This window comes from Bifidobacterium asteroides (assembly GCF_003202695.1).
GTDB classification, from domain to species: domain Bacteria; phylum Actinomycetota; class Actinomycetes; order Actinomycetales; family Bifidobacteriaceae; genus Bombiscardovia; species Bombiscardovia asteroides_G.
This window is the reverse complement of sequence record NZ_QGLL01000001.1, coordinates 129,879-151,328: the sequence shown is the minus strand read 5'-3', so window position 1 is coordinate 151,328 and position 21,450 is coordinate 129,879. Positions and strand designations below refer to the sequence as shown.

16 protein-coding genes and 1 tRNA gene are annotated in these 21,450 nt (G+C 60.5%); 6 read left to right on the top strand and 11 right to left on the bottom strand.

Annotated features, from left to right (window positions below; all coding sequences use genetic code 11):
* Positions 1-206: 206 nt before the first annotated feature.
* The 3 genes from otsB to DKK75_RS00520 all read right to left on the bottom strand — a co-directional run bounded on the left by otsB (position 207) and on the right by DKK75_RS00520 (position 5,780).
* Complete coding sequence (otsB, locus tag DKK75_RS00530; protein ID WP_110451525.1) at positions 207-2,672, bottom strand: trehalose-phosphatase; 2,466 nt, start codon at positions 2,670-2,672, stop codon at positions 207-209.
* 162 nt (positions 2,673-2,834) lie between these two features.
* Positions 2,835-4,745 carry a glycoside hydrolase family 13 protein gene (locus tag DKK75_RS00525; protein ID WP_110451524.1) on the bottom strand — a complete coding sequence of 637 codons (1,911 nt, stop codon included), beginning with the start codon at positions 4,743-4,745 and terminating at the stop codon, positions 2,835-2,837.
* A 60-nt stretch (positions 4,746-4,805) separates the two neighbouring features.
* Complete coding sequence (locus DKK75_RS00520) at positions 4,806-5,780, bottom strand: ketopantoate reductase family protein (protein ID WP_110451523.1); 975 nt, start codon at positions 5,778-5,780, stop codon at positions 4,806-4,808.
* 184 nt (positions 5,781-5,964) lie between these two features.
* On the opposite strand from DKK75_RS00520, the gene DKK75_RS00515 reads away from it, so the two are divergent.
* Positions 5,965-6,852, top strand: coding sequence for a sulfite exporter TauE/SafE family protein (locus DKK75_RS00515; RefSeq protein ID WP_309146197.1), 888 nt, complete (start codon positions 5,965-5,967; stop codon positions 6,850-6,852).
* Between the two features lie 9 nt (positions 6,853-6,861).
* On the opposite strand, the gene DKK75_RS00510 is transcribed toward DKK75_RS00515, so the two are convergent.
* Both DKK75_RS00510 and DKK75_RS00505 read right to left on the bottom strand, forming a co-directional pair.
* Entirely contained in the window at positions 6,862-7,290 is a 429-nt protein-coding gene (locus tag DKK75_RS00510) for a nucleoside deaminase (protein WP_110451521.1), read from the bottom strand.
* Positions 7,291-7,349: 59 nt separating this feature from the next.
* Positions 7,350-10,085, bottom strand: a complete 2,736-nt coding sequence (locus DKK75_RS00505; protein ID WP_258333091.1) for a cation-translocating P-type ATPase — start codon at positions 10,083-10,085, stop codon at positions 7,350-7,352.
* Positions 10,086-10,656: 571 nt separating this feature from the next.
* Between DKK75_RS00505 and DKK75_RS00500 the strand changes: the two genes are divergently transcribed.
* Positions 10,657-12,882, top strand: a complete 2,226-nt coding sequence (locus DKK75_RS00500; protein WP_110451519.1) for a cation:proton antiporter — start codon at positions 10,657-10,659, stop codon at positions 12,880-12,882.
* Positions 12,883-12,888: 6 nt separating this feature from the next.
* Here DKK75_RS00500 and DKK75_RS00495 read toward each other — a convergent pair whose 3' ends face one another.
* From DKK75_RS00495 to DKK75_RS00470, 6 genes are all read right to left on the bottom strand, one after another.
* Entirely contained in the window at positions 12,889-13,644 is a 756-nt protein-coding gene (locus tag DKK75_RS00495; protein WP_110451518.1) for an alpha/beta hydrolase, read from the bottom strand.
* 31 nt (positions 13,645-13,675) lie between these two features.
* Complete coding sequence (locus DKK75_RS00490) at positions 13,676-14,488, bottom strand: hypothetical protein (protein WP_110451517.1); 813 nt, start codon at positions 14,486-14,488, stop codon at positions 13,676-13,678.
* A gap of 191 nt (positions 14,489-14,679) precedes the next feature.
* Positions 14,680-14,913 (bottom strand): DUF2188 domain-containing protein, encoded by a 234-nt coding sequence (locus DKK75_RS00485; RefSeq protein ID WP_110451768.1) that lies wholly within the window; start codon positions 14,911-14,913, stop codon positions 14,680-14,682.
* A gap of 667 nt (positions 14,914-15,580) precedes the next feature.
* On the bottom strand, positions 15,581-15,961 hold the full coding sequence (locus DKK75_RS00480) for a hypothetical protein (RefSeq protein ID WP_146208590.1): 381 nt from the start codon (positions 15,959-15,961) through the stop codon (positions 15,581-15,583).
* A 185-nt stretch (positions 15,962-16,146) separates the two neighbouring features.
* A tRNA-Gly gene (locus DKK75_RS00475) sits at positions 16,147-16,217 on the bottom strand.
* 123 nt (positions 16,218-16,340) lie between these two features.
* Positions 16,341-17,459, bottom strand: coding sequence for an ROK family protein (locus tag DKK75_RS00470; protein WP_110451515.1), 1,119 nt, complete (start codon positions 17,457-17,459; stop codon positions 16,341-16,343).
* Positions 17,460-17,758: 299 nt separating this feature from the next.
* On the opposite strand from DKK75_RS00470, the gene DKK75_RS08110 reads away from it, so the two are divergent.
* The 4 genes from DKK75_RS08110 to nagA are packed head-to-tail and all read left to right on the top strand — an operon-like array spanning position 17,759 to position 21,332.
* On the top strand, positions 17,759-18,097 hold the full coding sequence (locus DKK75_RS08110) for an AGE family epimerase/isomerase (protein ID WP_181414374.1): 339 nt from the start codon (positions 17,759-17,761) through the stop codon (positions 18,095-18,097).
* Between the two features lie 5 nt (positions 18,098-18,102).
* A complete protein-coding gene (locus DKK75_RS00460; protein WP_110451513.1) occupies positions 18,103-19,209 on the top strand; it encodes an ROK family protein in 1,107 nt (368 codons plus the stop codon).
* A complete protein-coding gene (nagB, locus tag DKK75_RS00455; protein WP_110451512.1) occupies positions 19,206-19,994 on the top strand; it encodes a glucosamine-6-phosphate deaminase in 789 nt (262 codons plus the stop codon). Before DKK75_RS00460 ends, nagB begins: the two co-directional genes overlap by 4 nt.
* Before the next feature lie 39 nt (positions 19,995-20,033).
* Complete coding sequence (gene nagA / locus DKK75_RS00450) at positions 20,034-21,332, top strand: N-acetylglucosamine-6-phosphate deacetylase (RefSeq protein WP_110451511.1); 1,299 nt, start codon at positions 20,034-20,036, stop codon at positions 21,330-21,332.
* The last annotated feature ends 118 nt before the right edge of the window (positions 21,333-21,450 follow it).

Below are 21,450 nucleotides of genomic sequence, written 5' to 3'. Positions count from 1 at the left end.
CAACGAACAGGCAAGCAACCGAGGGATCAGCTGCGAAGGCAACCGAGCTGGGCATAATAGGTCGGCAGGACGAACGAAAACGCCGCGACCAATAGTTGCCGACGATCCTCGCTGGTTGTCACCGATGGGCTGCGAGCATTGGCAGGCGCCGATGAAGTTATCGGCATTCACCAGCAGTCAGCGATAATGACTGACCGCCGCCTCCCTTACTTATCGTCAGTGAGCTGGGCATGCGCCTCGTCGACCACGGTATGATCATCGCGGAAGTCGTGGGAGGCCACGGGCTCATCAGAGTCGCGGGCCACGCCAGCACCCAGATCGGCCAGCAGCAGAGTGACCGCGGTCGGGTCGTTGACCCGTAACCGCGCCTTGGTCTGACCTGGTCCAACCTTGATGGTCCAGCCCTTGTCAGGCATGACCGCGAACATGGTCTCATCCGTTTCATCGTCGCCCAAGGCCATCATGAAGTCATAGTCGCCGCTGTTGACGAGGGGCAGGATGGCCTGGCCCTTGCTGGTGGCCACGGGGGTAACCTCAACGACCTTGGAATTCTCCATGATCATCAGCCCCAGGCCTACCACCACGCCGCGCAAACGACGGAGCAGATCCTGGCGCTCCTGGTCAGCTACCTGGGCATCGCTCATCCGGTAGTGCCAGGCCACCGCATCGGACTTGCTCTCCACGAAGGAGTGAGGGACCCTGGCAGCCGACTCCTCCATGATGGGCCGGATCACCTTCTGCCAGGTATCGGAGTCAGGCAGACCCTGCGCCCGCTGCCACTCGTTCGAGCTGCTGCCAGGCAGGTTGCGGTTCCATGCGCCATGCTCGGCAATCAGCCCCACCGGCAGGTCGCCGAACCAATCCTGCATGATCTGGTGGCTCCGGCCGGATACCAGCAGGAAGTCCACATCGGGATTGCTCCCCACCTGGGTCAGCAGGCGGCGGAGGGACTGGGTAGGCTTGGCCCGCTCAGGTCGGCGAACCAGCGGGGTCAGCGTCCCGTCATAATCGCACAGGACCAGACGGCGATGGGCGCCGTCCCACTGGCGAACGATGGCGTTATGGTGATCCATGCGCAATCTCCTATCGGTCATGCCGGGAGCGGACACCTGCCGCAGAGAGTCAAGGAAGGAGGTGCACCAGTTGGCTGCGGTGCGCACCTTGAGCCTGGCCTGCATGCGGATGTTGCGCTGCCTGGACTCCTCGGGGGTGATCTCCAAAGCGTTGTGCAGGGCCTCGCAGACCATGTCGATGTCGTAAGGATTGACGATGAAGGCATCGGTCAGCTCATCGGCAGCCCCGCACATGTCCGACAGGACGAGCGTGCCGTCGCGTCCGTCGTGACAGGCCAGATACTCCTTGGCTACCAGGTTCATCCCATCGCGCAGAGGAGTGACCAGGGCTACGTCGCCAGCAGTGTAGATTCCGCAGACCGGCTTGATGGACAGGGAACGAGTGATGTAGTGGATGGGAGTCCAGGCCAACAGGGAGTAACGGCCGTTGATTTCGCCCACCAGCTGGTCCACCTGGGCCTTGAGCCGCTGATAGGACTCGACGACCTCGCGCGAGGGGGTGGCCAGCAGGTAGTAAGTGACATGGCCCACCCACTCAGGGTACTTATCCAGCATGCGGCCGAAGGCCTGAAGGCGTTCGGGCAGACCCTTGGTGTAGTCCAGCCGATCCACCGAGACGATGACCTTGTTGGACCGGCTGCCCACCGAGGAGGCCGCCTGCTTGGCCAGCGTGGACTCGGGGATGTCCTCCTTCATGTAGTGGCTCCACCAGTTGGCGTCCGAGGCGGCGGCTTCGTTGGCCGCCACCCCTTCGGCAGTCACCGAGGTGCGATAGCGGTGACGCGGAGACTTGCCGCAGACCTCGTCGATCCCTCGACGCATGGCCCGGGCCAGACTGGAGTGGGCGGTACGCCGGTAGAGGTTGTAGTCAATGCCGATGGGGAAGGCGTCAATGGCGGCGCGGTGGCCGTCAGGCATCTCGACCACGCCGTCCCGGTTGACCGGCAGTTCTGGCAGCAGCCTGTGCAGCGAAGCCAGGAAACTGGCTGAGAAATCCACCGTATGGAAGCCGATCAAGTTGGCACCCAGGACGCCCTCAAGGATCTCGCGGCTCCAGGGCAGGGAGCGGAAGATCTCGGCGCTGGGGAAGGGTACGTGCAGGAACCAGCCGATGGAGGCGTCAGGGTAGCGTTCGCGCAACATCTTGGGCAGGAGCATCAGGTGGTAGTCCTGGACCCAGATGGTGTCGCCCTTGCGGATGAGCGGCTCTACCACCTGTGCGAAACGCATGTTGACCTTGCGGTACATCTCCCAGTCCTCTTGGCGGAAGACGGCCTCATGCGAGAAGTCGTGGAAGAGCGGCCAGAGGGTGTTGTTGGAGAAGCCGGCATAGTATCCGTTCAGCTCCTCCTTGCTCAGGAAGATAGGGATGCACCGGCTCTCCCGGTAAGCCTGCCGGATGCGGTCCAGCTCCTTTTCCGAGTACTTCTGAGGATCGATGCCGCTCCAGCCGATCCAAAGGCTGTCCTTATGGGAACGGTGATAGGGGCCAATGGCCGTGGCCAGTCCTCCCACGTTCTGGCGCAGGGTATAGGAGCCGTCCTCCCGTGCTTGCAATGACATGGGCAAACGGTTGGAAACGATGATCAGACGAGACATGCAACCCGCTTTCTTTTTCCGTCCGCGGCGGAATCGTCATGATTGACCGTTACGCGGACCCATCGCCCCTGGACTTGGAGACCCAACCGGTCCACACAGGCCCCTCAGGGCATCACTGACTTCCACTTTAGCCGGGAACGCGCGTCGGCGACGGGGTTTTCCTCAGAGTCGGTAGACGAACCCCTCCCATGGGGAGAGGTGACCGGTCAACAGCGAGCTGGCGGTTTGCTCCGGACGGTAGGTGGATATGAGGATGCGGTCGGGATCCACCGCCCCAAGGGCCACAGAGGTGAATCCAGTCTGGTCCAGACCCATAAGTTGGGCGGTTTGAGGCGGCAGCGAGGCCGAATGACTGCTCAGGTTGACCGCTACCAGAAGGCGCTGGCATGGCAAGGCGTCCAAAACGCTGGCAGCCTCGGGACCCGACTTAGGCTCCGGAGCCTGGTCCAAGGAACGGGTGAAAGAGTAAACTTGGTTTGCCTCGGGGTCCAAAAGAGAGAAGTCGCCCGCCGCCACCACCGGATTGGTATGACGCAGGCGGATCAGCTCACGGTAGAATGCCAGGACCGAATCCGGATCGCGCAGCTCAGTCTTGGCGTTGACCTTATCCCTATTAGGGTTGACGGCCAGCCAGGGCTCCTTGGGAGCATAAGAAGCCGTGAAGCCAGCGAACTTGGTGGAGTCCCACTGCATGGGGGTGCGGGCGTTGTCGCGACTCATATAGGCCAAAGCAGCCATCATGGAGTCCGGGTCCTGCTCGTGCGCCTGATCTACGCGCTGGTGGTAAAGGTTGATGGATTCCAGATCCTGGTACTGGTCCAGGCTGGTGAAGCCGGCGTTGGTCATGCCCAGCTCCTCGCCCTGATAAATGTAGGGGGTTCCCCGATGCATATGCAAAAGAAGCCCCAGAGCCTTGGCCGAACGCGAGCGCAGCTCCTCGCTGGAGGTATCGCCCCAACGGGAGACGATCCTGGGCTGGTCGTGGTTGTCGAAGTAGAGGCTGGCCCATCCAGCCTTGGCCACAGCCTGCTGCTGCTCGTCCATGACCGCCTTGAGCCGGGAGACCCGGAAGGGGCGGATGTCCCACTTGCTGCCTCCAGTGTCAACCTCGGTCTGAGTGAAGAGGAAGAGCATATCCAGCTCATGGTTGGCGGGGTCGGTGATCCGCCCGCTGCGGGCAGGTGCCAGGCTGGGAGCCTCCCCCACGGTCAGGTAGCCCTGCCGACCCTGGAAGACCTCGCTGCGCATCTGTCTGAGGAATTCATCCAGCCTAGGGCCGTCCACGCAGAAGAGCGCCGAGGATGAATACCCCTCGGGTCCTGCGGGACCGTCAGCAATGGCTGACCCCTCCTCGCCAGGCAGATGCCCCTCGGAGTCAACGGTCTTGGAGATCATGACAATCACATCCATGCGGAACCCGTCGATGCCCCGATCCATCCACCAGTTCATCATGTCGAAGACGGCCTGCCGAACCTGGGGGTTCTCCCAGTTGAGGTCGGGCTGCTTCCTGGAAAACAGGTGCAGGTAGTATTCGCCCCGCTTCGGATCGTACTGCCAGGCGGAGCCCCCAAAGTAGGACCCCCATTGGTTGGGCTCTGCGCCGACAGTCCCCGGTTCCTTGCCGGCCTTGGCAGGGCGCCACCAGTACCAGTCGGCGTGTGGATCATCCTTGTTGCGGGAGGCCTGGAACCAGGCGTGCTCATCCGAGGTGTGATTGACCACCAGGTCCATGATCACCTTGATCCCCCGCCGGTGGGCCTGGTCCAGAAGCTCGTCCATGTCGTCCATAGTGCCGAAGATGGGGTCGATGTCCTGGTAATCGGCAATGTCATAGCCGTTGTCGTCCTGCGGGGATTTGTAGACCGGGCTCAGCCAGATTACGTCCACGCCCAGGTCGGCCAGATAATCCAGCCGTTGAGTGATGCCCGGCAGATCGCCATAGCCGTCGCCGTTGGTGTCCTGGAAGGACCGCGGATAGATCTGGTAGACCACTGCGTTGGCCCACCAGGGATTGGGGGTGGCTCCGTTGGTCCGCACCCGGTCGGGCAGCTGCATGCGTTCTTCCTGGGTCATCGTCCTCCTGGCCGGACGGGGTCGGACGTCCTCGTGCCACCTCCACTATAAAACACCCATTCACCCCTGGTCGGCCTGCTCTTGGTGGTGGACGCGGAAAGCCAGCTCAGCCAGATGGACGCCGTGGGTCAGGAACTCCTGGGTCCGGCAGACGTAGTCGTGCTCGCGTCCCAGGCGCGCCAGATAGCCGTTGATGTAGTCCACCTCGGTCGGGCGGCCCTTGGACATGTCCTGGTACATGGAGGGGTAGTGGAGGGGATTGCCCACGCGGCTGACGTAGTCCACCTCATCCAGGGTCTCCTGCCGGGTCTGGATCAGCTGCTTGCCCGCCCGCTCGCAAGCGTCATAGGCCTCGTCAATCAGCTGGCGGGACATATCCTTGGCACCCGGGTAGGAGACGAACTGGCCCATGGTGATCTGGTACATGGTGCATATGGTGTTGACCACTGAGTTGAAGATGATCTTGGCCAGGCAGGTGCCCTCGAAGTTCTCGGTCAGGATGGGGTTGAGATTGGCGGCCTTGAAGTCCTCGGCCATACGGCGCTCCAAGTCGGTGGTCTGCTCGGTCATGGCGCACAGATGCACGGAGCCAGCCCCGGACTTGCCGATGAAGTCCACGTCACCGGGCCCGTTGAGGACCGTACCGATCATGGCCGTGCCGCCGTAGATGCGCTCTTTGGGGAAGTACTTGAGCAGCTTGTCGAAGTGCCCCCAGCCGTTCATGGCCGAGAAGACCACCTGATGGTCGCGGAAAAGCGATGCGCAACGATCCAGAACCTCCTCCAGCTGCATCTGCTTGAGCATGACGATCCAGACGTCGGGATCGCCCTTGTATTCCTCGGGGGTGCAAATGTTGACGGGCACCAGATGCCGATTCTCATGATCGCGGGAGACATAGACGCCTCCCTGGTCATGAACCTTGTCAATATTGGGCATCCAAGTATCCACGAAGTCCACCTGCAGGCCGGCCTGCTCCTGCAGTAGCACGCCCAGACGATAGCCCATGGCTCCGGCACCGATGACCGCATATCGCATCGAAATACACCCTCTTACTTCTTTTGAATAGGCAACGCACCTCCGGGGACCAGCCCGGGGGATACCAAGCAGTATGCCGAGGCTACAGAGGGGAACCAGGGCAACGGTCGCATGGTGGACATACGGACTTGAAATGCGTGAATTCCCGCACCTTGAAAGACATCGCCAAGCCTGATCGAGGCCCATCGGTGCATACGCGGACATCCTGCCAGCCCGAAGAAGACGTCGACCTAGGCTGGAACCCATGCAGAAAGAGCAGAGAGGAGCCGGAGGGACGGACCGGCGGACCCTGGCCATCCTGATCCTGGTGGGCGTGATCAGCGGATTCCTGTCGGGGATGTTCGGCATCGGCGGCGGATCGATCATCGTACCTGCACTGGTATGGACCGGATTGCAGCAACGTCAGGCCTCGGCCACCTCGCTGGCATCCATGATCCCCATGTCGCTGGCCGGAGTGGCCTCCTACGCGCTGGGCGGGCATGTGGACTGGCTTGCCGCCCTGCTGCTTGCCGTAGGCACGGTCATCGGGGCGCAGATCGGCACCTGGCTGCTGGACCGGCTTCCAGAGGTGATGCTCAGGTGGCTCTACGTGTGCTTCCTGCTGGCTGTCATTGCCCAGCAGCTGCTGTCCACACCCTCCAGGGAGAGCAGCATCCAGCTGAGCCCAGCGGTGGCCTTGATCATTCTGCTGGTCGGCGTCCTGATCGGAACCCTGTCAGGATTGCTGGGCGTAGGCGGGGGAGCCATCGCCGTGCCGGCTCTGGCCCTGCTGGGCGCCAGCGACCTGATCGCACGAGGCACCTCCCTGCTGGCCATTCTGCCCAGTTCATTGTCGGGGACGTTCACCAACCTGCGCCACCACCTGGTTCACGCCGGTCAAGGGCTGCTTCTAGGAATCGTGGCCGCTCTGACCACACCGGTGGGCACCTGGGCAGCATCAGGAGTCAGCGCCCGTGTGGGCGCCGATCTGTTCGCCGCCTACCTCTGCCTGATTGTCCTGCGCTGCATCTGGGCGGCCCTCCAGGTCACCCCGGCCTTCCAACGGTACAGGACCAATCACAACCGCCGCTAAAAACAGGCATTAGTCCTGGCGACGACTGGCGAAGAAGTCAGTAAGAATCCCGGCGCACGCTTGTTCGCACACACCGCCCAGCACCTCGACCTTTGATCCGGCGTGCGGGTCACGAGGCAGATCCCAGACCGACCCGCAGGCTCCTATCCTGGGATCCCAGGCGCCAAAGACCACCCTGCTGAAGTGGCAGACCATCAGGGCTCCTGCACACATTGGACAGGGCTCCAGGGTGACGATCATGGTGCACCCTGCCAGATCCCAGCCCGCATTGGACCTCCTGATGGCCTCCATTTCGGCATGGGCCAGAGGGCGACCCAGGGCCTGCCGCTGGTTGAAGCCCCGGCCGATGACACGGTCCGAGGCATCCAAGACCAAGGCGCCCACGGGCACATCCCCCTGCTCTTTGGCCAGGCCGGCCAGCCGCAGAGCCTCCTCCATGGGCGCCTTCCACCGTTCTTGCACGGGTTCAGTCTGACAGTCCAGCCCGACAGATCAGTTCAGTTGATCATGCCTGCAATGCGGCGGCGCACATGGTGCAGATGGCCCTTAGGCCGCCCGGACGTGTCAATACCTCGCTTGGCCAGGAAGGCACGAATCATCTTGTCGCCCTCACTGAAGATCAGGACCGTCAGTCCAATGCCCAGACAGACAAGCCATTGGCTTGCACTCAACGGAGCCATGCCCAGAACGCCTGCAACCGGAGCCAGATACATGGCCCCCGCATGGATGCCCAGGGCCACAAACGAGGCCACCAGAAGGAAAGTGTTGTCCAGAGGATTGAGCTGGAGGATCAACCTGTTCTCGGACCTGGCCGACATGGCGACGAAGAAGTTGAAGAGGACCAACAGGGTCAGTGCCATGGTCCGGGCCAGGGCCAGATCCATCCCCGCGTTGATGTTGAGGCGGAAGAGGACCAGAATGCAGGTGGCCATCCAGAGCCCGCAGACGGCAAGGCGCGCCCAGAGCACCCGCGAGAGTAGACCCTCTCCAGACGAACGCGGAGGCGATTCCAGCTCATCCCCGTTGCCCGGTTCGAATCCCAGGGCGATGTCCTGGACGCCGTTGGTCACGAAGTTGATCCAGAGCATCTGCAGGGGCAGGAAGAGCAGGGGTTCCTCGGCGATCACATTGACCCCCACGGCGATCATGGCGGCTGCAGCCGTGGACAGGAGGAAGTAAGCGGACCCTCGGATGGCCTTGAAGATGACCCTCCCCTGGCGCACGGCCTGGGTGATGGTGACGAAGTTGTCGTCAGTCAGAACCACATCACTGGCCTCCCGGGCCACGTCGGTGCCGGAACGGCCCATGGCGATGCCTACTGAGGCCGCCTTCAGCGCCGGGGCGTCATTGACGCCGTCGCCGGTCACAGCCACCACATGGCCCTCGTCCTGCAGGGCCTCCACAATGCGCAGCTTGTCCTGGGGGGAGACGCGGGCGGCGATGGAGGTCTCACGCAGACGGGCCCGGAGGACCTCGTCGCTCATCTCCAGCATCTCGCTGCCGGTCAGCGCCTGATCGGTGTGCTCCAGACCCAGGCGTCGGCCTATGGCGGCAGCAGTCACCGGGTGGTCGCCGGTGATCATGACCACGCGGATGCCGGCCCCGGCGCATTCGGCGATGGCCTCGCGCACGCCGGGTCGAGGCGGATCAAGCATGCCCTCAAGCCCCAGGAAGGTCAGGTCGTCAGGTCGACGACGGGAGGAGGGATCCTGGTCAGAGGAAAGGACCCTGCTGGCCACGCCGATCACCCGCAGCCCCTGGGAGCCCATGGCTTCGTAGGACTTGTGGACGGCCTGAGTATCCAGGGGGACGACTTGGCCATCCGGATCCAGCATGGTTCGACTCATGGCCATGACCGCATCCGGGGCACCCTTGACGTATTGGGTCAGGGTACCGTCCGGGCTGCGGCGGATGGTCATGGAGTGAAGCAGCTCCGGCTCGTAGGGGGTCTCCATGACGATAGGAGCGTCCAAATCCTCAGCGGTCACGGCCCCGGTCTGGTCGGCCAGGCGGGCCATGGCCATATCGACCGCGTCGCCGCTGTACTCGATGTCGCCTTGTTCATTCGGCTGCCGGTGGGCCTCATTGGTCAGAGCCCCGGCCCGAGCAAGGGCGGCCAGACCGCGCATGCGATCGTCGTCGGATACAGCCGCTGCGCCCAGGTCCAGACCCTCGACAGAGACTGGATGGCCGCCGCCCAGGGTGAACTGTTCCACGGTCATGCGGTTCTGGGTCAGCGTACCGGTCTTGTCCGAGCCGATGACGGTGATAGAGCCCAGGGTCTCCACCGCCGGCAGTGAGCGGACGATGGCATGGTATTCAGCCATCCTTGAGACCCCCAAGGCCATGGCCACGGTCAGCACGATGGGCAGAGCCTCGGGCATGGAGGCCACCACCAAGGAGACTGCAGACAGGAAGGCCCCCGTAGCATCACCATTGAGAATGGCTCCGCCGATGAAGACGAAGATGGCCACCAGGATAACGGCGACAGCGATACCCACCTCGGTGCGGTGGATGATCCGCTGCAGGGGCGTGCGGCCCTTGGCTACATGGACCAGATCGTTGATTTCGCCCAGCTCAGTGTCGGAGCCGGTGGCCACCACCAGCCCTCGTCCACGACCGCTGGTGACCATGGTGCCTGAGAAGGCCATGCAGCGCCTGTCGCCCAAGGCTGCATCGCGGTCCACGGGATCCGTGTTCTTCTTGGCATCCTCGCTTTCGCCCGTCAGCATAGCCTCATCGATGCGTAGGTGAAGGGCCTCGATCAGCCGCAGGTCGGCGGGGATGCGATCGCCGCTTTCCAGGAGGACCAGGTCGCCTGGAACCAGCTGATCGGCGTCAATCTGCTCCATCCGGCCCTGACGCACCACCCGCGTGGTAGGGGTGGACAGAGTGGTCAGGGCCTCCACGGCCTTGTCCGCCTTGGACTCCTGTACGTAGCCGATGATGGCATTGAGAATAAGGACCAAGAAAATAGCTGCAGCATCCACATAGTGCTGCAGAAAAATGGTGATGATGCCGCAGACCATCAGGACGGCGATCAGAGGGCCGGCAAACTGCTCCAGGAAGAGCTTCCAACGGGGTTTGGCCTGGGCCTCGGCCAGGCTGTTGGGACCGAAGAGCTCCAGTCGGCGTGCGCTCTCCTGCGTATCCAAACCTTGGTCCCCGGTGCGCAGGGTCTCCAGCACAGCCGAGGTCTCCAGGCTGTGCCAATCTGTGTCGCCGAAACGCATATCAGCCCCTGCTGCCGCTGCGTTCTGATTCTTAATGTTTGTAGATGTCATGGATGATGTCATCGGTCAACCTGGCCTTTCCAAACCGGATCGGTCATTTGTCCCCGCATGCGACCCTCTGCAGTTTTCTTGCAATCTTCCTTCAGGACCGGGGGATGTCCGGAAGCATCGGGGAAATAATAGCGTGCGCGTAAGTCCCCAGGGTCAAGAGATGGGGCTCCATGGTCAGCCGCCGCAAGCGGTGCCCCGCTGGGAGGTTCGGAGCCTTCCCGGTCTTCATGAGTATACCGATTGAGCCGTCCCGTCATGCGCCGAGGAGGAGTCCCGGGCCGGATTTTCACAAATGTTCGCCTATCGCGAGCGCATTCTGTCCAGCATTTTGGCTTGAAGTGTCAACTTGGCGCACATTGTCCATTAATGCCGTTCCTGGATACGCACATTCCGTATACTGGACCATGCGACGTCGATCCTCATGCGACCCTGCACTCGGAGATTCCTTCATTGGTCGAACGAACCCTGCTAGTCGGGCCTGTGGCAGCCCGCCCGGGATTGCGTGGCGGAAAGGAAGCCCGTGGAAACATTCATCCTTATTCTGTGCATACTTGCTGCCGTCCTCATCTCTTCCTTTATTTCCAGGTTCATTCCACGGATCTCCACCCCCTTGGTCCAGATCGTCCTGGGCGCAGTCATGGCCCTGTTGCCCATTTTCCCGCGGATGCAGCTGGATCCCCAGCTGTTCATGGTCCTCTTCATTGCACCCCTGCTCTACTATGAGGCCCACACCATCAACAAGGTGGAACTGCTCAAGGGACTGCGGTCATCCCTTTCTCTAGCCATTGGTCTGGCTGCTCTGACTATGCTCATGGTGGGTGTCATCCTGCACGCCGCCTGGCCCATGTTCCCCCTTGCTGCAGCCATGGCCCTAGGTGCCGCGCTGGGCCCCACCGATGCTGTGGCCGTTTCCTCGCTGGGTGAGAGCGCCGACCTCACGCCGGACGAACATTCAATACTTGCTGGCGAATCGCTCTTCAACGATGCCACCGGCGTCATCGGCTTCCAGTTCGCCATCCTGGCCGCTGTGACCGGCTCCTTCTCCCTGCCCCAGGCCTTGGGTGAGTTCCTCCTCGAGTTCGTGGGCGGCATCGGCTTCGGTCTGATCATGGGCTTTGTGGTCAACTGGCTCTTCGAGTCCGCTCGCCGCCTGGGCTGGGAAACCACCACTACCAGGATTCTGCTGGAGCTCTTCCTGCCCTTCCTGATCTACCTGGTCGGGCAGAACATCCTGCATGTGTCCGGAGTCCTGGCCGTGGTCTCCACCGGGCTGCTGGTCCGTTTCGACCACACCGGAGTAGGCCCCAACACATCCAAGGCCAACATTGTCTCATCCAGCGTCTGGAAGGTGCTCTCCTTCAGTCTCAACGGTGCGGTCTTCGTCCTTCTGGGCATGCTGCTGCCGGCGGCCATGGGCACCAGCTGGCGAGACCGGAGGGTCAGCAACTGGATGCTGGTGGCTACGATCACCCTGGTTTGCCTGACTGTGATCGTGCTGCGCTTCCTCTGGACAGCCAGCGTCCTGATCTTCACCAAGGACCGCGAAACCGGCAGCAGGCAACGGATAACAGGCAAGCTCCTGAGATCAGCGGCCGTCATGACCTTCGGCGGCCCCAAGGGGACCATTACCCTCTCCCTGGCCCTGACCATCCCCTATATGACCGATGACGGATCTGCCTTCCCCATGCGCAGCGAGCTGATCTTCGTGGCTGCGGGGGTCATCATCGTCACCCTGGTGCTAGCCAACTTCGCCCTGCCGCTGCTGGCGCCCTCCCAAAACAGCGAGGTGCCGGCACAGCAGGTCGAAAAATCCATCAAGGTGCTCAGAAGCACTGTTCGGGAGCTCTCCAGCAGGATTACTGACGAGAACCGGCTGGCCATCCAGCACGTGATCAAGCAGTACAACCACCGCATCGCCAAACTCAAGTCGCAGATCGGGCAGTATTCCCCCAAGGACTTCCAGGATCTGCAGGTGCAGACCATGGAGTGGGAGCAGGACTACATGGAGGAGCGGCTGAGCAGGATCGAACAGGCCCAGGATCAGCTGGAGCAGAAGCTCAAGAGCGAAAACACAAAGATAGAGCAGCCCTCTGCATCAACGCAGTCTGAGACCCAGACCGATGCCGAACCCAGCACCGAAGCCGAGACAGTAGCTGACAGGGATGCTGATGCCCAGCTGATCGACCAACGCAGCGAGCACGGAAACGACCAGGAGGAACTCCTGAATCTGCGCAGCCAGGAACAGGCTGCCCGCAAAATCCTATCCACCATATCCGGATCCCTCTTCCACCTGGACAGGGGCGGGGAGCTGCGCTGGAGGGCTTACACGGCTCGCCGACGCATCAAAGGCCTGCTGCACAGCCAGTTTCATCGCCTGAAGCACCTGACCCAGCAGATCGACAAGGACCAGGTCTTCATTGCCGGGCGCCACCTGCAGGCGGAGATGAACCACTTCCTGATCGAAAAGCTTTACTCCGAGCTGGGCAAGGGCCGCTTCAAGACCGAGGACCTGCTGAACACCATCATCAACCACCAGATGATCGAATCATCGGCAGAGGGAAAGACCGAATACGCGGGCATGCCTGCCGTCAGAGATCAGGTTGAGGAAGCCAAGCGCGAGGGATACGCCATCGAGCTGAGCCAGATCCAGGACATGGTCGAATCCGGGGAGATCTCGCGCACAACAGCCAGGAAGATGCGCCGCAACGTCTACGTCATGCAGGTCGACGCCGATTCGGCTCTGTGAACCAATCTACATAAGGCCCGAAGTCACATCAATCTCGCCCAGCCACTGGCGAAGGTCGTTCATCTCGCGCATGTCGACGGCATGATCCAAGTGGTCGTACTCGGTGGTGTGCAGCCATACGTGCTCGTCCAGCCAGGCGGCCAGGGCGCGGAATTCGTACTTGGGCACCGTGGTGTCATCCGAACCGAAACCCAGAAAGACCGGCTTGTTCAAGCCAGCCAGGCGCTCATCCGCCGGAGCGGTGCCGGACACCAGGCCGGGAGCCAGAAACCCTGACAGACATATGGAGGCCCGGTAGCGTTCAGGGTTAACCCGAAGCAGGTGAACAGCCAGCATGGCTCCCTGAGAGAAGCCCATGGCCACCACAGGTCGATCCTCGGGGATGCTGGCAGCGACCCAATCGTCTATAGCGCGAGCCGCTGCGTAGCCATCCCGGTCCAGGTCCTCCTGCTCAGGACGCATATCGTGGAACCAAGTGTAGCCCGGGCCGAACATGCCGCGCTCGCTGCCAGGCACTACCATGGGCGCCCGCAGCGATGCATAGTCGTTGTAGGGGGCAACGTAGCGCATCAGGTCAGCCATGTCCTCCTCGTTGGAGCCCCAGCCGTGCATGAGTACAAAAATGGGCCGTGAGGGGTTGGCTGTGCCCTGCTGGCGGGACCAACGAACCTGCTCGACCTTGAGCTTCTGGCCAAAACGTCCGGGCACCACCGTGGAAGGCCGACCTACCAATCCGCCGTCATTTTTTTGCGCTTGATCCATACCTGCCACGATAGTCGACCGGTCCGGTCATTCAACGCTGACTGATGAGCGGCTCGGCCTGGCCACCCCACTGGCCCTGCAGTCCGGTCACCTGGGTCTTGCTGCCCACCACCATCCAACGCTTGCCGGTCAGCAACCACAAGTCCTGGGGCTTCAACCCGCCTCCATAGCGGGAGAGCAGGTCAGGCACACTGGCGCGGATGGGCCCCTTGGCCAGGGAAGCCGCTGAATCGTTGTCGAAGACTACGTAGGCCATGGTCGTATCCGTGCAATACCGGGCTTGGGAGATGCCCACATATCCGCCTAGGCTGATGTCATGCCAGCCGGAGGCGCACTGTCCAGCAGCCTTGTCAATACCGCCGGTCATGGCCTGGGGCGAGCTGATGGGCGCTTCGTCACGCTCGGGGGCCTTGATGATGCCCTTCGGGGAAGAGTAGGCAATGAGCAGGCCTGCCACAGTCAAGAGCATTCCACAGATCAGAAGAATAATGCCTGTCGAACCCACCGATGGCCGGTTGATCGGAACCGGTCCGGAGTGACGGGCTATGGCAACCAGGATTATGGTCAACAGAGCAAAGCCCACAGACACACCCACCCAGGCTGAGATGCCCACCTGGCCTATGACCCCCAGCCTGGATGGGGCTATGGCGTGGGCCAGCAAAGCCGCGCCTGCCAGGGTCGAGACCAGCCCAGTAACCGCCGCAAACCGACTCCAAATGTTGGCATGGGCTATCTGAATGGGACGCTCATCAATGTCTGGGCGAGGAGGGAAGGAGTCTGGCAGACCCTCGTCATACCCGCTGTCCGCCAGCTGCTGATCCAGCTGGTTGAATCCATCGGCCATCGACTTCGCCACCTTTCACGGTTGGTTTCAGTCTATGGGGGCGGACGCATGCAGACAGGCGACGGCAGCCAATGCTTCACCATCCCAACATCCTGCCGGGCTGATAAAAGGGCATAGTTACTTATCGCCGCAACGCTCAGCACCTGCACAGAGCCCGATGGCAGCGAAAGAACCCAGAGCTCAGTTGGAGTTCAGCCCTTGATATCTCGGGGATCCTTCTTGCCTATGGTGCGCTTGTCGCGGATTTTATTGCCGCCCTTGTTATGGATGTTGACCTCGCCGCCGCCAGACCGGTCTGCAAAGACCTTAGCCTGCTTGGTGGCCTCCCCCTTGGTGGCGAAGGTGCGGGAGACGCGCGAGGCCCCTGCCCGCTTGACTGTCCAGAGTTCGCGTTCCCCGTCGTATTGCACGTGATAATCAGCCATGATGGCCGTCCTTCCCATACTTCCCTGTACCCCCTCATCTTCCACTGCCCAACCCAAGGCACCGTGCTTCGACACTCCAGAATTTTCAGGAATATCGCCAGATACTAATTTTGCAAAAGAAATCTCTTTGCTACGAGTTTTACGACCTATAGGGGTCTGAAGGAATGGCATTTATGCCAAAACAACTTTAGAAAAGAGAGGATAAATAAAACGACGAAAGCGACAATGATAAAAAGAAAAGCCACAGGCCGGAAAAGCTATAGATCAGCCCGCAAAAGTCGAAACCCTAGCATTAGCTCAGTTTCTAATATTCTTGAATCACGTAATTTCAACCATCGCTATTGCGTCGAATTTTGAATATCCTGATCCTCACCTAAACATTGCCAATGCAGAAGGTCACTTTACCAACCGAATGGCGCCGAACAGTTATACGCAGTTAACAAGAATCATTCGTGTTCACCAACGCACCATAATCCACAAAATGGCCCGCATTTCGGAAACCATTGCACAGGTCACTACGTGTCAAGGCATAGTACAGATGAAATTGAAGACTGACTCAACAGATCCATATTCGATTTGTATTTATACATGTCATGAGCGGCGAACCCATCTCGCAAAACGCGTTGATCGGATTCCCTCTTTGTAAAGATATCGATGAAACTAGTTACTAATTAATTGCAATTTTCCCTGATAAACTCTTTTGAATTGCATTCGCACATATTCTTGTTAGTGGCTCTCCAATTGCTTCCTTATAGTTGAAGCCAAGAAGCTGTATAGCTTTGAGCGTATCAACCGAGATAAGTGCATTTATTTGATCGGCAGTCTCAGTAAATTCAGCACTATATTTTCCAAAAATTCTAATCAGTTTTTCTATAGTATTATGTAAGTGGTTGATGTCATCATCACTGATTTCGATCCTATCAACCTCTGTCTTGTACGCCTGAGCTATCCTTATAGCTTCGGCCCGATCCTGCACTAAATCGTTGATAATTGCATCATATGCATTGGCCATTGCATTCTGATCTTTTTGCAGTTTAATCGCTTTCACCTTTGAAAGAACCCCATCACCAACAGACTTTGCAACTAGTTGTGTAAGAGATAGAGCAGCAGTCTCTAAAAAACAGCCAATTTTGTTCCTTTCATGGTTAATTATAGCTGGAACATTTATACTTACTTAATGAATAAGAAGCTATAAGCCATCGCCTTCTTCGGCATTCCAATGCTCCTCGTGAGAGCGGGCGACGGGAATCGGACCCGCCTCTGAAGCTTGGGAAGCTTCCATTCTACCAATGAACTACGCCCGCAAATCCGGCTACCTGGATCAGACCTCGGCCAACCGCATGCGAGTCACTATGGTAGCAGGTCTCGGCGTTGTGCGCGAGTCACCAATTCCCGGCACGATTGCGAGACAGGTCTTCACTCTACTTTCAGACACTGCCGTCAGGCTCGATCAAGTCGGCAACCACTGTGCTACAGGCTCCAAGCAAGGCGGCATCCTCACCCAGGGCCGAACGATCAACCACTAGGGGCCGTCGGAAATCAGTAGCCAGGGCATCATTCATGGTCTTTTCCATGGCGCTCAGGAAGATACGGTTGACCACTCTGGAGTCCCCCAGAACAGCCACACGAGGAATGTCCATAAGGCCGATAGACATGGTCAAAACATGGCCCAGCAGCTCACCAGCCTGTCGCAGAATGCTAGCTAGATTGTCAGGATCCCGGTCCATTGCAGCAGTCAGCTTGGGAACGCTGATCAGCGATTCCAGGCAACCGCGCTTGCCGCAGCGGCACTGAGGACCAGAAGGGTCCACCACCACATGGCCGATCTCGCCGGCTGCACGGTTACAACCGGTCACCAGTTCGCCGGAGACCAGCAACCCTGCCCCCACTCCATCGCCAAGATGGACCAGCAATAGGTCGGACTGGCCTGAGCCAAACTGCTGCTCGGCAAGAACCTCATTATTGGCATCATTGTTGACCGTCACCTCCAGGCCTGTCTTCTCATGAAGATAGCCGCGCAGGTCGGTCTGAACCCAGCCAAGGTTGGTGGCATCATCCACCACGCCTTCAGCACTGACGATGCCGGGACTGGATACGCCGATGCCCATGATGGGGTGGACTGCACGTTGCATCAATGAATCGGTCAGCTCTCCAACCAAGTCCAAGGGGACCCTGCCGTTGGCAGTCAGGGGAATCTCTTCACGCGCCACCACCTGCCCGGTCAGGTTAAGCACCGCCCCCCTGAAGACGTAGGGCGTGGAAAGGTCCAGAGCCAGGATGCTGCGTCCGTCGGGATTGATGCGCAGCAGCCGTCCCCGCTTACCCGGCCCAGTGGATTTGCTATACCCCACCTCCATGAGCAGATGCTCGCTCAGCAGCTCGGCCACAATATCTGATATGGCGACCCTGGTCAGCCCGGAGGCGCGCGCCAGATCAGCTCTGGTCATACTGACATCGGGGTAGAGCAGCTTGAGCAGAATGGCTCGGTTGTGATGCCGCACCGACTTGGGCAGCGCTTTGGAAAGGTTGCCGGTATTGTTGGTCATGATTCGCCTGATGATAGATATTGCGGGAACGGGGACCCGCCACGGGGATTAGGCATTGAACCCCGTGACCATGCCCATCCATGTTTGCTCCTTATATTGTAAACTTCCTTGCCCGGATAGGTCCAAATCTCGCCATTACGGCATCCAAAGCAGTTGTTTTCAAGTCTGTACACCAGCAGCACAGAGAGGAATGCGGGGGAGGCATTCAGGAAAAGTTCAGTTTCCTAACAATTACGTGTTACGCTGTAACAGATAGCGGGAGCAGCCGCAACCCCCCGCCGAGCAAAGGAGCGATCGCCATGACCACGACACCGAACCGTTCGGGAGTCTCACCGTCCGCTATAAATCCCCGATACCTACTGGACAACGAGGACTACCGCGAGCGCGCCGGACGCATCATCGACCAGGTCATTAGCTGGGCAGGGAACAATCAGTGGCGCATTTCCAAGCATTTCAACAGCTACCAGCAGGCTGGCCAGCGCAAGCCTTACAGGGCAACGCCGGGCCAGGGGATCAAATTGGCCATGATGATCACTCAGTACGCTCCAACCCTCTGCAACGCTCGGGCGGTCTCCATGGCCGCAGCCGTCAAAAAGCCCTGCGGACAGGGACGTGCAGACCAGGCCCAGGGCCGCTGAGATCGATGGCAACGTCGACCCCGCATCCCAGGGCGTACACAGACAGCATCCAAGTCGACCCGATCAGCCTGGGAATTGACATCGGCGGCACCAAGATCGAGGGCGTGGCCATGGATGGCGACAAGCATCTGCTGGCCTGCCATCGAATCCCCACGCACGAAGGCGGCCAAAAGGTTCATGACGACACGGTGACGCTGATTCGCCACCTGCTGGACCAAGTGGGCCCGAATCGTGGCTCGGTCACCGTAGGACTCGGCATCCCGGGGCGGGTTGATGCCAATCAAGGAATAGTGGACGACGCCGTCAACCTGGGGATCCGCCACATGGCTCTGGGCCCAGCCATTGCAAAAACGACCGGCCTGCCTGTCCGGGTCGAGAATGATGTCAACATTGCTGCTCTGGGAGCCGCTTCGCAAGCTGGCGAGACCCTGATATCCCCTGGAACCACGCCTCATTCCCAAGCCGCACGAAACCAGGCCAGACGCCCTGCTTCAGAGCCTGGACGAGACGTCCCCAGGGCCCTGCCCGACCAGGATGACCATGTAGTGGTTTTCATCAACCTAGGCACCGGTCTGGCAGCGGGCATTATCCGCGGGGGCCGAATCGAACACGGAGCCAGCGGGGCAATCGGTGAAATTGGTCACATTCCGGTGGATGCCCATCAGTTTCCCTGCAAGTGCGGCCAGCGTGGCTGTCTGGAGACCGTGGCCTCAGGCTCGGCTGTGGAATCCCTCTGGCCGGGAATCACTCACCCCCTGCCTGACCTGATCGCCCAGGCAGGCCGAGGGAACCAGCGTGCCCAAGAGGTACAGGAAACCATCGGCCATGGCATTGCCCTAGCCGTACAGATCGTGGCTCTGACCATCGATCCAGCAGTCATCATCCTTGGCGGCGGCATGAGCAGGACCGGTCAACCCTTGCTGGATCTGGTCACCGAACATCTTAATAAAAGCGCAGCCTGCAGCCACTTCATCGCCTCGCTGAATCTGCCCGAGCGGCTGCGTCTGGCTCCAGCTGACCTGCCTATCGCAGCCATTGGTGCCGCCCTGGCAGGACGCATGGCCGCCGATGGCCGCCCATCCCACTTTATTGGAAAGGAAATCGCATCATGACCGAAATCATCATCGTCAAGTCCCAGGAAGAGGCCGGCGAAATCTACGCCCGCTGCACGGCCGACCTGATTCGGCGCAAGCCCGACTGCGTGCTGGGTCTGGCCACCGGATCCAGCCCGCTGGCGGCATACCAAGCGCTGGCCGATCTGGTCCACAAGGAGGGGATCGACGTATCCCAGGTGCGCGGGTTCGCCCTGGACGAGTACGCGGGGCTGGACCCGGCCCACCCCCAGTCCTACCGGTCCACCATCGACCGGACAGTGGTCGAACCCCTGGGCCTGGACCCTGCCAAGGTGAGGGTGCCCAATGGGAACCTGGATACCATCAAGGACGCTGGCCAAGCATACGATCAGGCAATCGAGGACGCTGGCGGCGTCGACCTGCAGATACTGGGCATCGGCACCGACGGGCACATCGGCTTCAACGAGCCTGGATCCTCCCTGGCTTCGGGCACCCGCATCAAGACGCTGACCGAACAGACCCGCATCGACAACGCCCGCTTCTTCGACGATGACATGGACCAGGTGCCCATCCACTGCATCACCCAGGGAATCGGGACCATCCTCAAGGCACGCCAGCTGGTCCTCCTGGCCTTCGGGGCCGGCAAGGCCGAGGCCGTGGCGGAGAGCGTGGAGGGCGGCATATCGTCCTTCTGCCCGGCCTCCGCCCTCCAGATGCATCCTCACGCCACCGTGATCGTAGACGAGGCCGCCGCTTCCCGGCTGCGCAACCGTGACTATTACAAGTGGGCATATGCCAACAAGCCTGACTGGCAGTCCATCTGATCGTCCTGATCAGCAAAGCACAGAAGGCAGACCAAAAACATGTCCAAGGAAGTATACGAGTCAGCGGGTCTCTCAGTTGAGTCATCCCTCCATGAACCGGCCCATCCCCTTATTCTGACCGGTGCAAGGCTGATAGATGCCCAAGGCATCAGGGAAGATAGCTGGATTTTGGCCTTGGATGGCAAGATTGCAGAGGTCGGGCAGGGCAGGGAGAGTCTGGAATCCGCTCTGAGGGCCGCCGGCCTGCCCTCCATCTTCCAGCCTGGGTCCGATACGCACGATACGAATACGGACGGCGTCGAATTCATTGACGCGACCGGCTTCATCCTCACCCCCGGGTTCATCGACATCCACTCACATGGCGGCTGGGTTCACTCCTTCGATGACGGGGATGAAGCCATTCGTACAGCCAGAGCCTGTCATATGGTCCATGGAACCACCAGGCAGGTGCTCAGCCTGATCACCAACCCGGTTGACACGATGTGCACCAACCTGCGCTCGGTCAGGCGGGTAATGGACTCCAGACCCGACGTGCTGGGCGCCCACCTGGAGGGGCCCTTCATCGCCCTCTCCCGTAAGGGGGCGCACGATCCCAAATGCCTGCGCGACCCTGAACCCGCGGTTCTTGACCGCCTCCTGGAAGCCGCCGACGGTTGCATACGCCAGGTGACGCTGGCCCCCGAGCGCGACCATGGCTACGAAGCTATATCCCTACTAGCCGGGTCCGGTGTGGTACCTGCGGTTGGCCATTGCGATGCCGACTACGACCAGACCCGCCGCGCCTTCGATGCCGGCGCACGCATACTCACTCATGTTTTCAACGCCATGAACGGCATCCACCACCGTCAGCCAGGACCTATTCCGGCCGCCATGCAGGATCCCCGGGTCACGGCCGAATTGATCAACGACGGTTTCCATGTGCAGGACCCCTGCGTCGATTTAGCCTTCAGGCTCTTCCCCCATCGGACAGCCCTGGTCACCGATGCCATGGAGGCCACCGGCTGTGAGGACGGCGCCTACAAGCTGGGCTCCCTGGACGTAACAGTGAAGGGCGGCCACGCCCGCCTGACCTCCAACGGAGCCATCGCTGGCTCAACCCTGACCCTGGATGTGGCAGTCAGCAGGGCCATCCAGTTCATCGGACTCCCGGCCCCCCAGGCTGTGGAAGCCGCCACTTTGACACCTGCCCGGGCGCTGGGACTGGATCGTCCCAACCCGGTCACCGGTGCTCCGCTGGGTCTGCTGGCACCTGGCTATGCGGCTGATCTTCTCCTCCTGAGCCCAGCCGACTGGTCCGTCAAAACCGTGGTCTGCAACGGGCGCAGAATTCGGATCTAAAGCATGGGTACCAAGGACCTCTGGTTACCAGCTGCCTCTATGACGAGCTGGATTCTTCGCAACTGAGAGCACTAAGGCTAGAGCACCATGCAAGGCCCGACCTAGCGTATACTCCGTT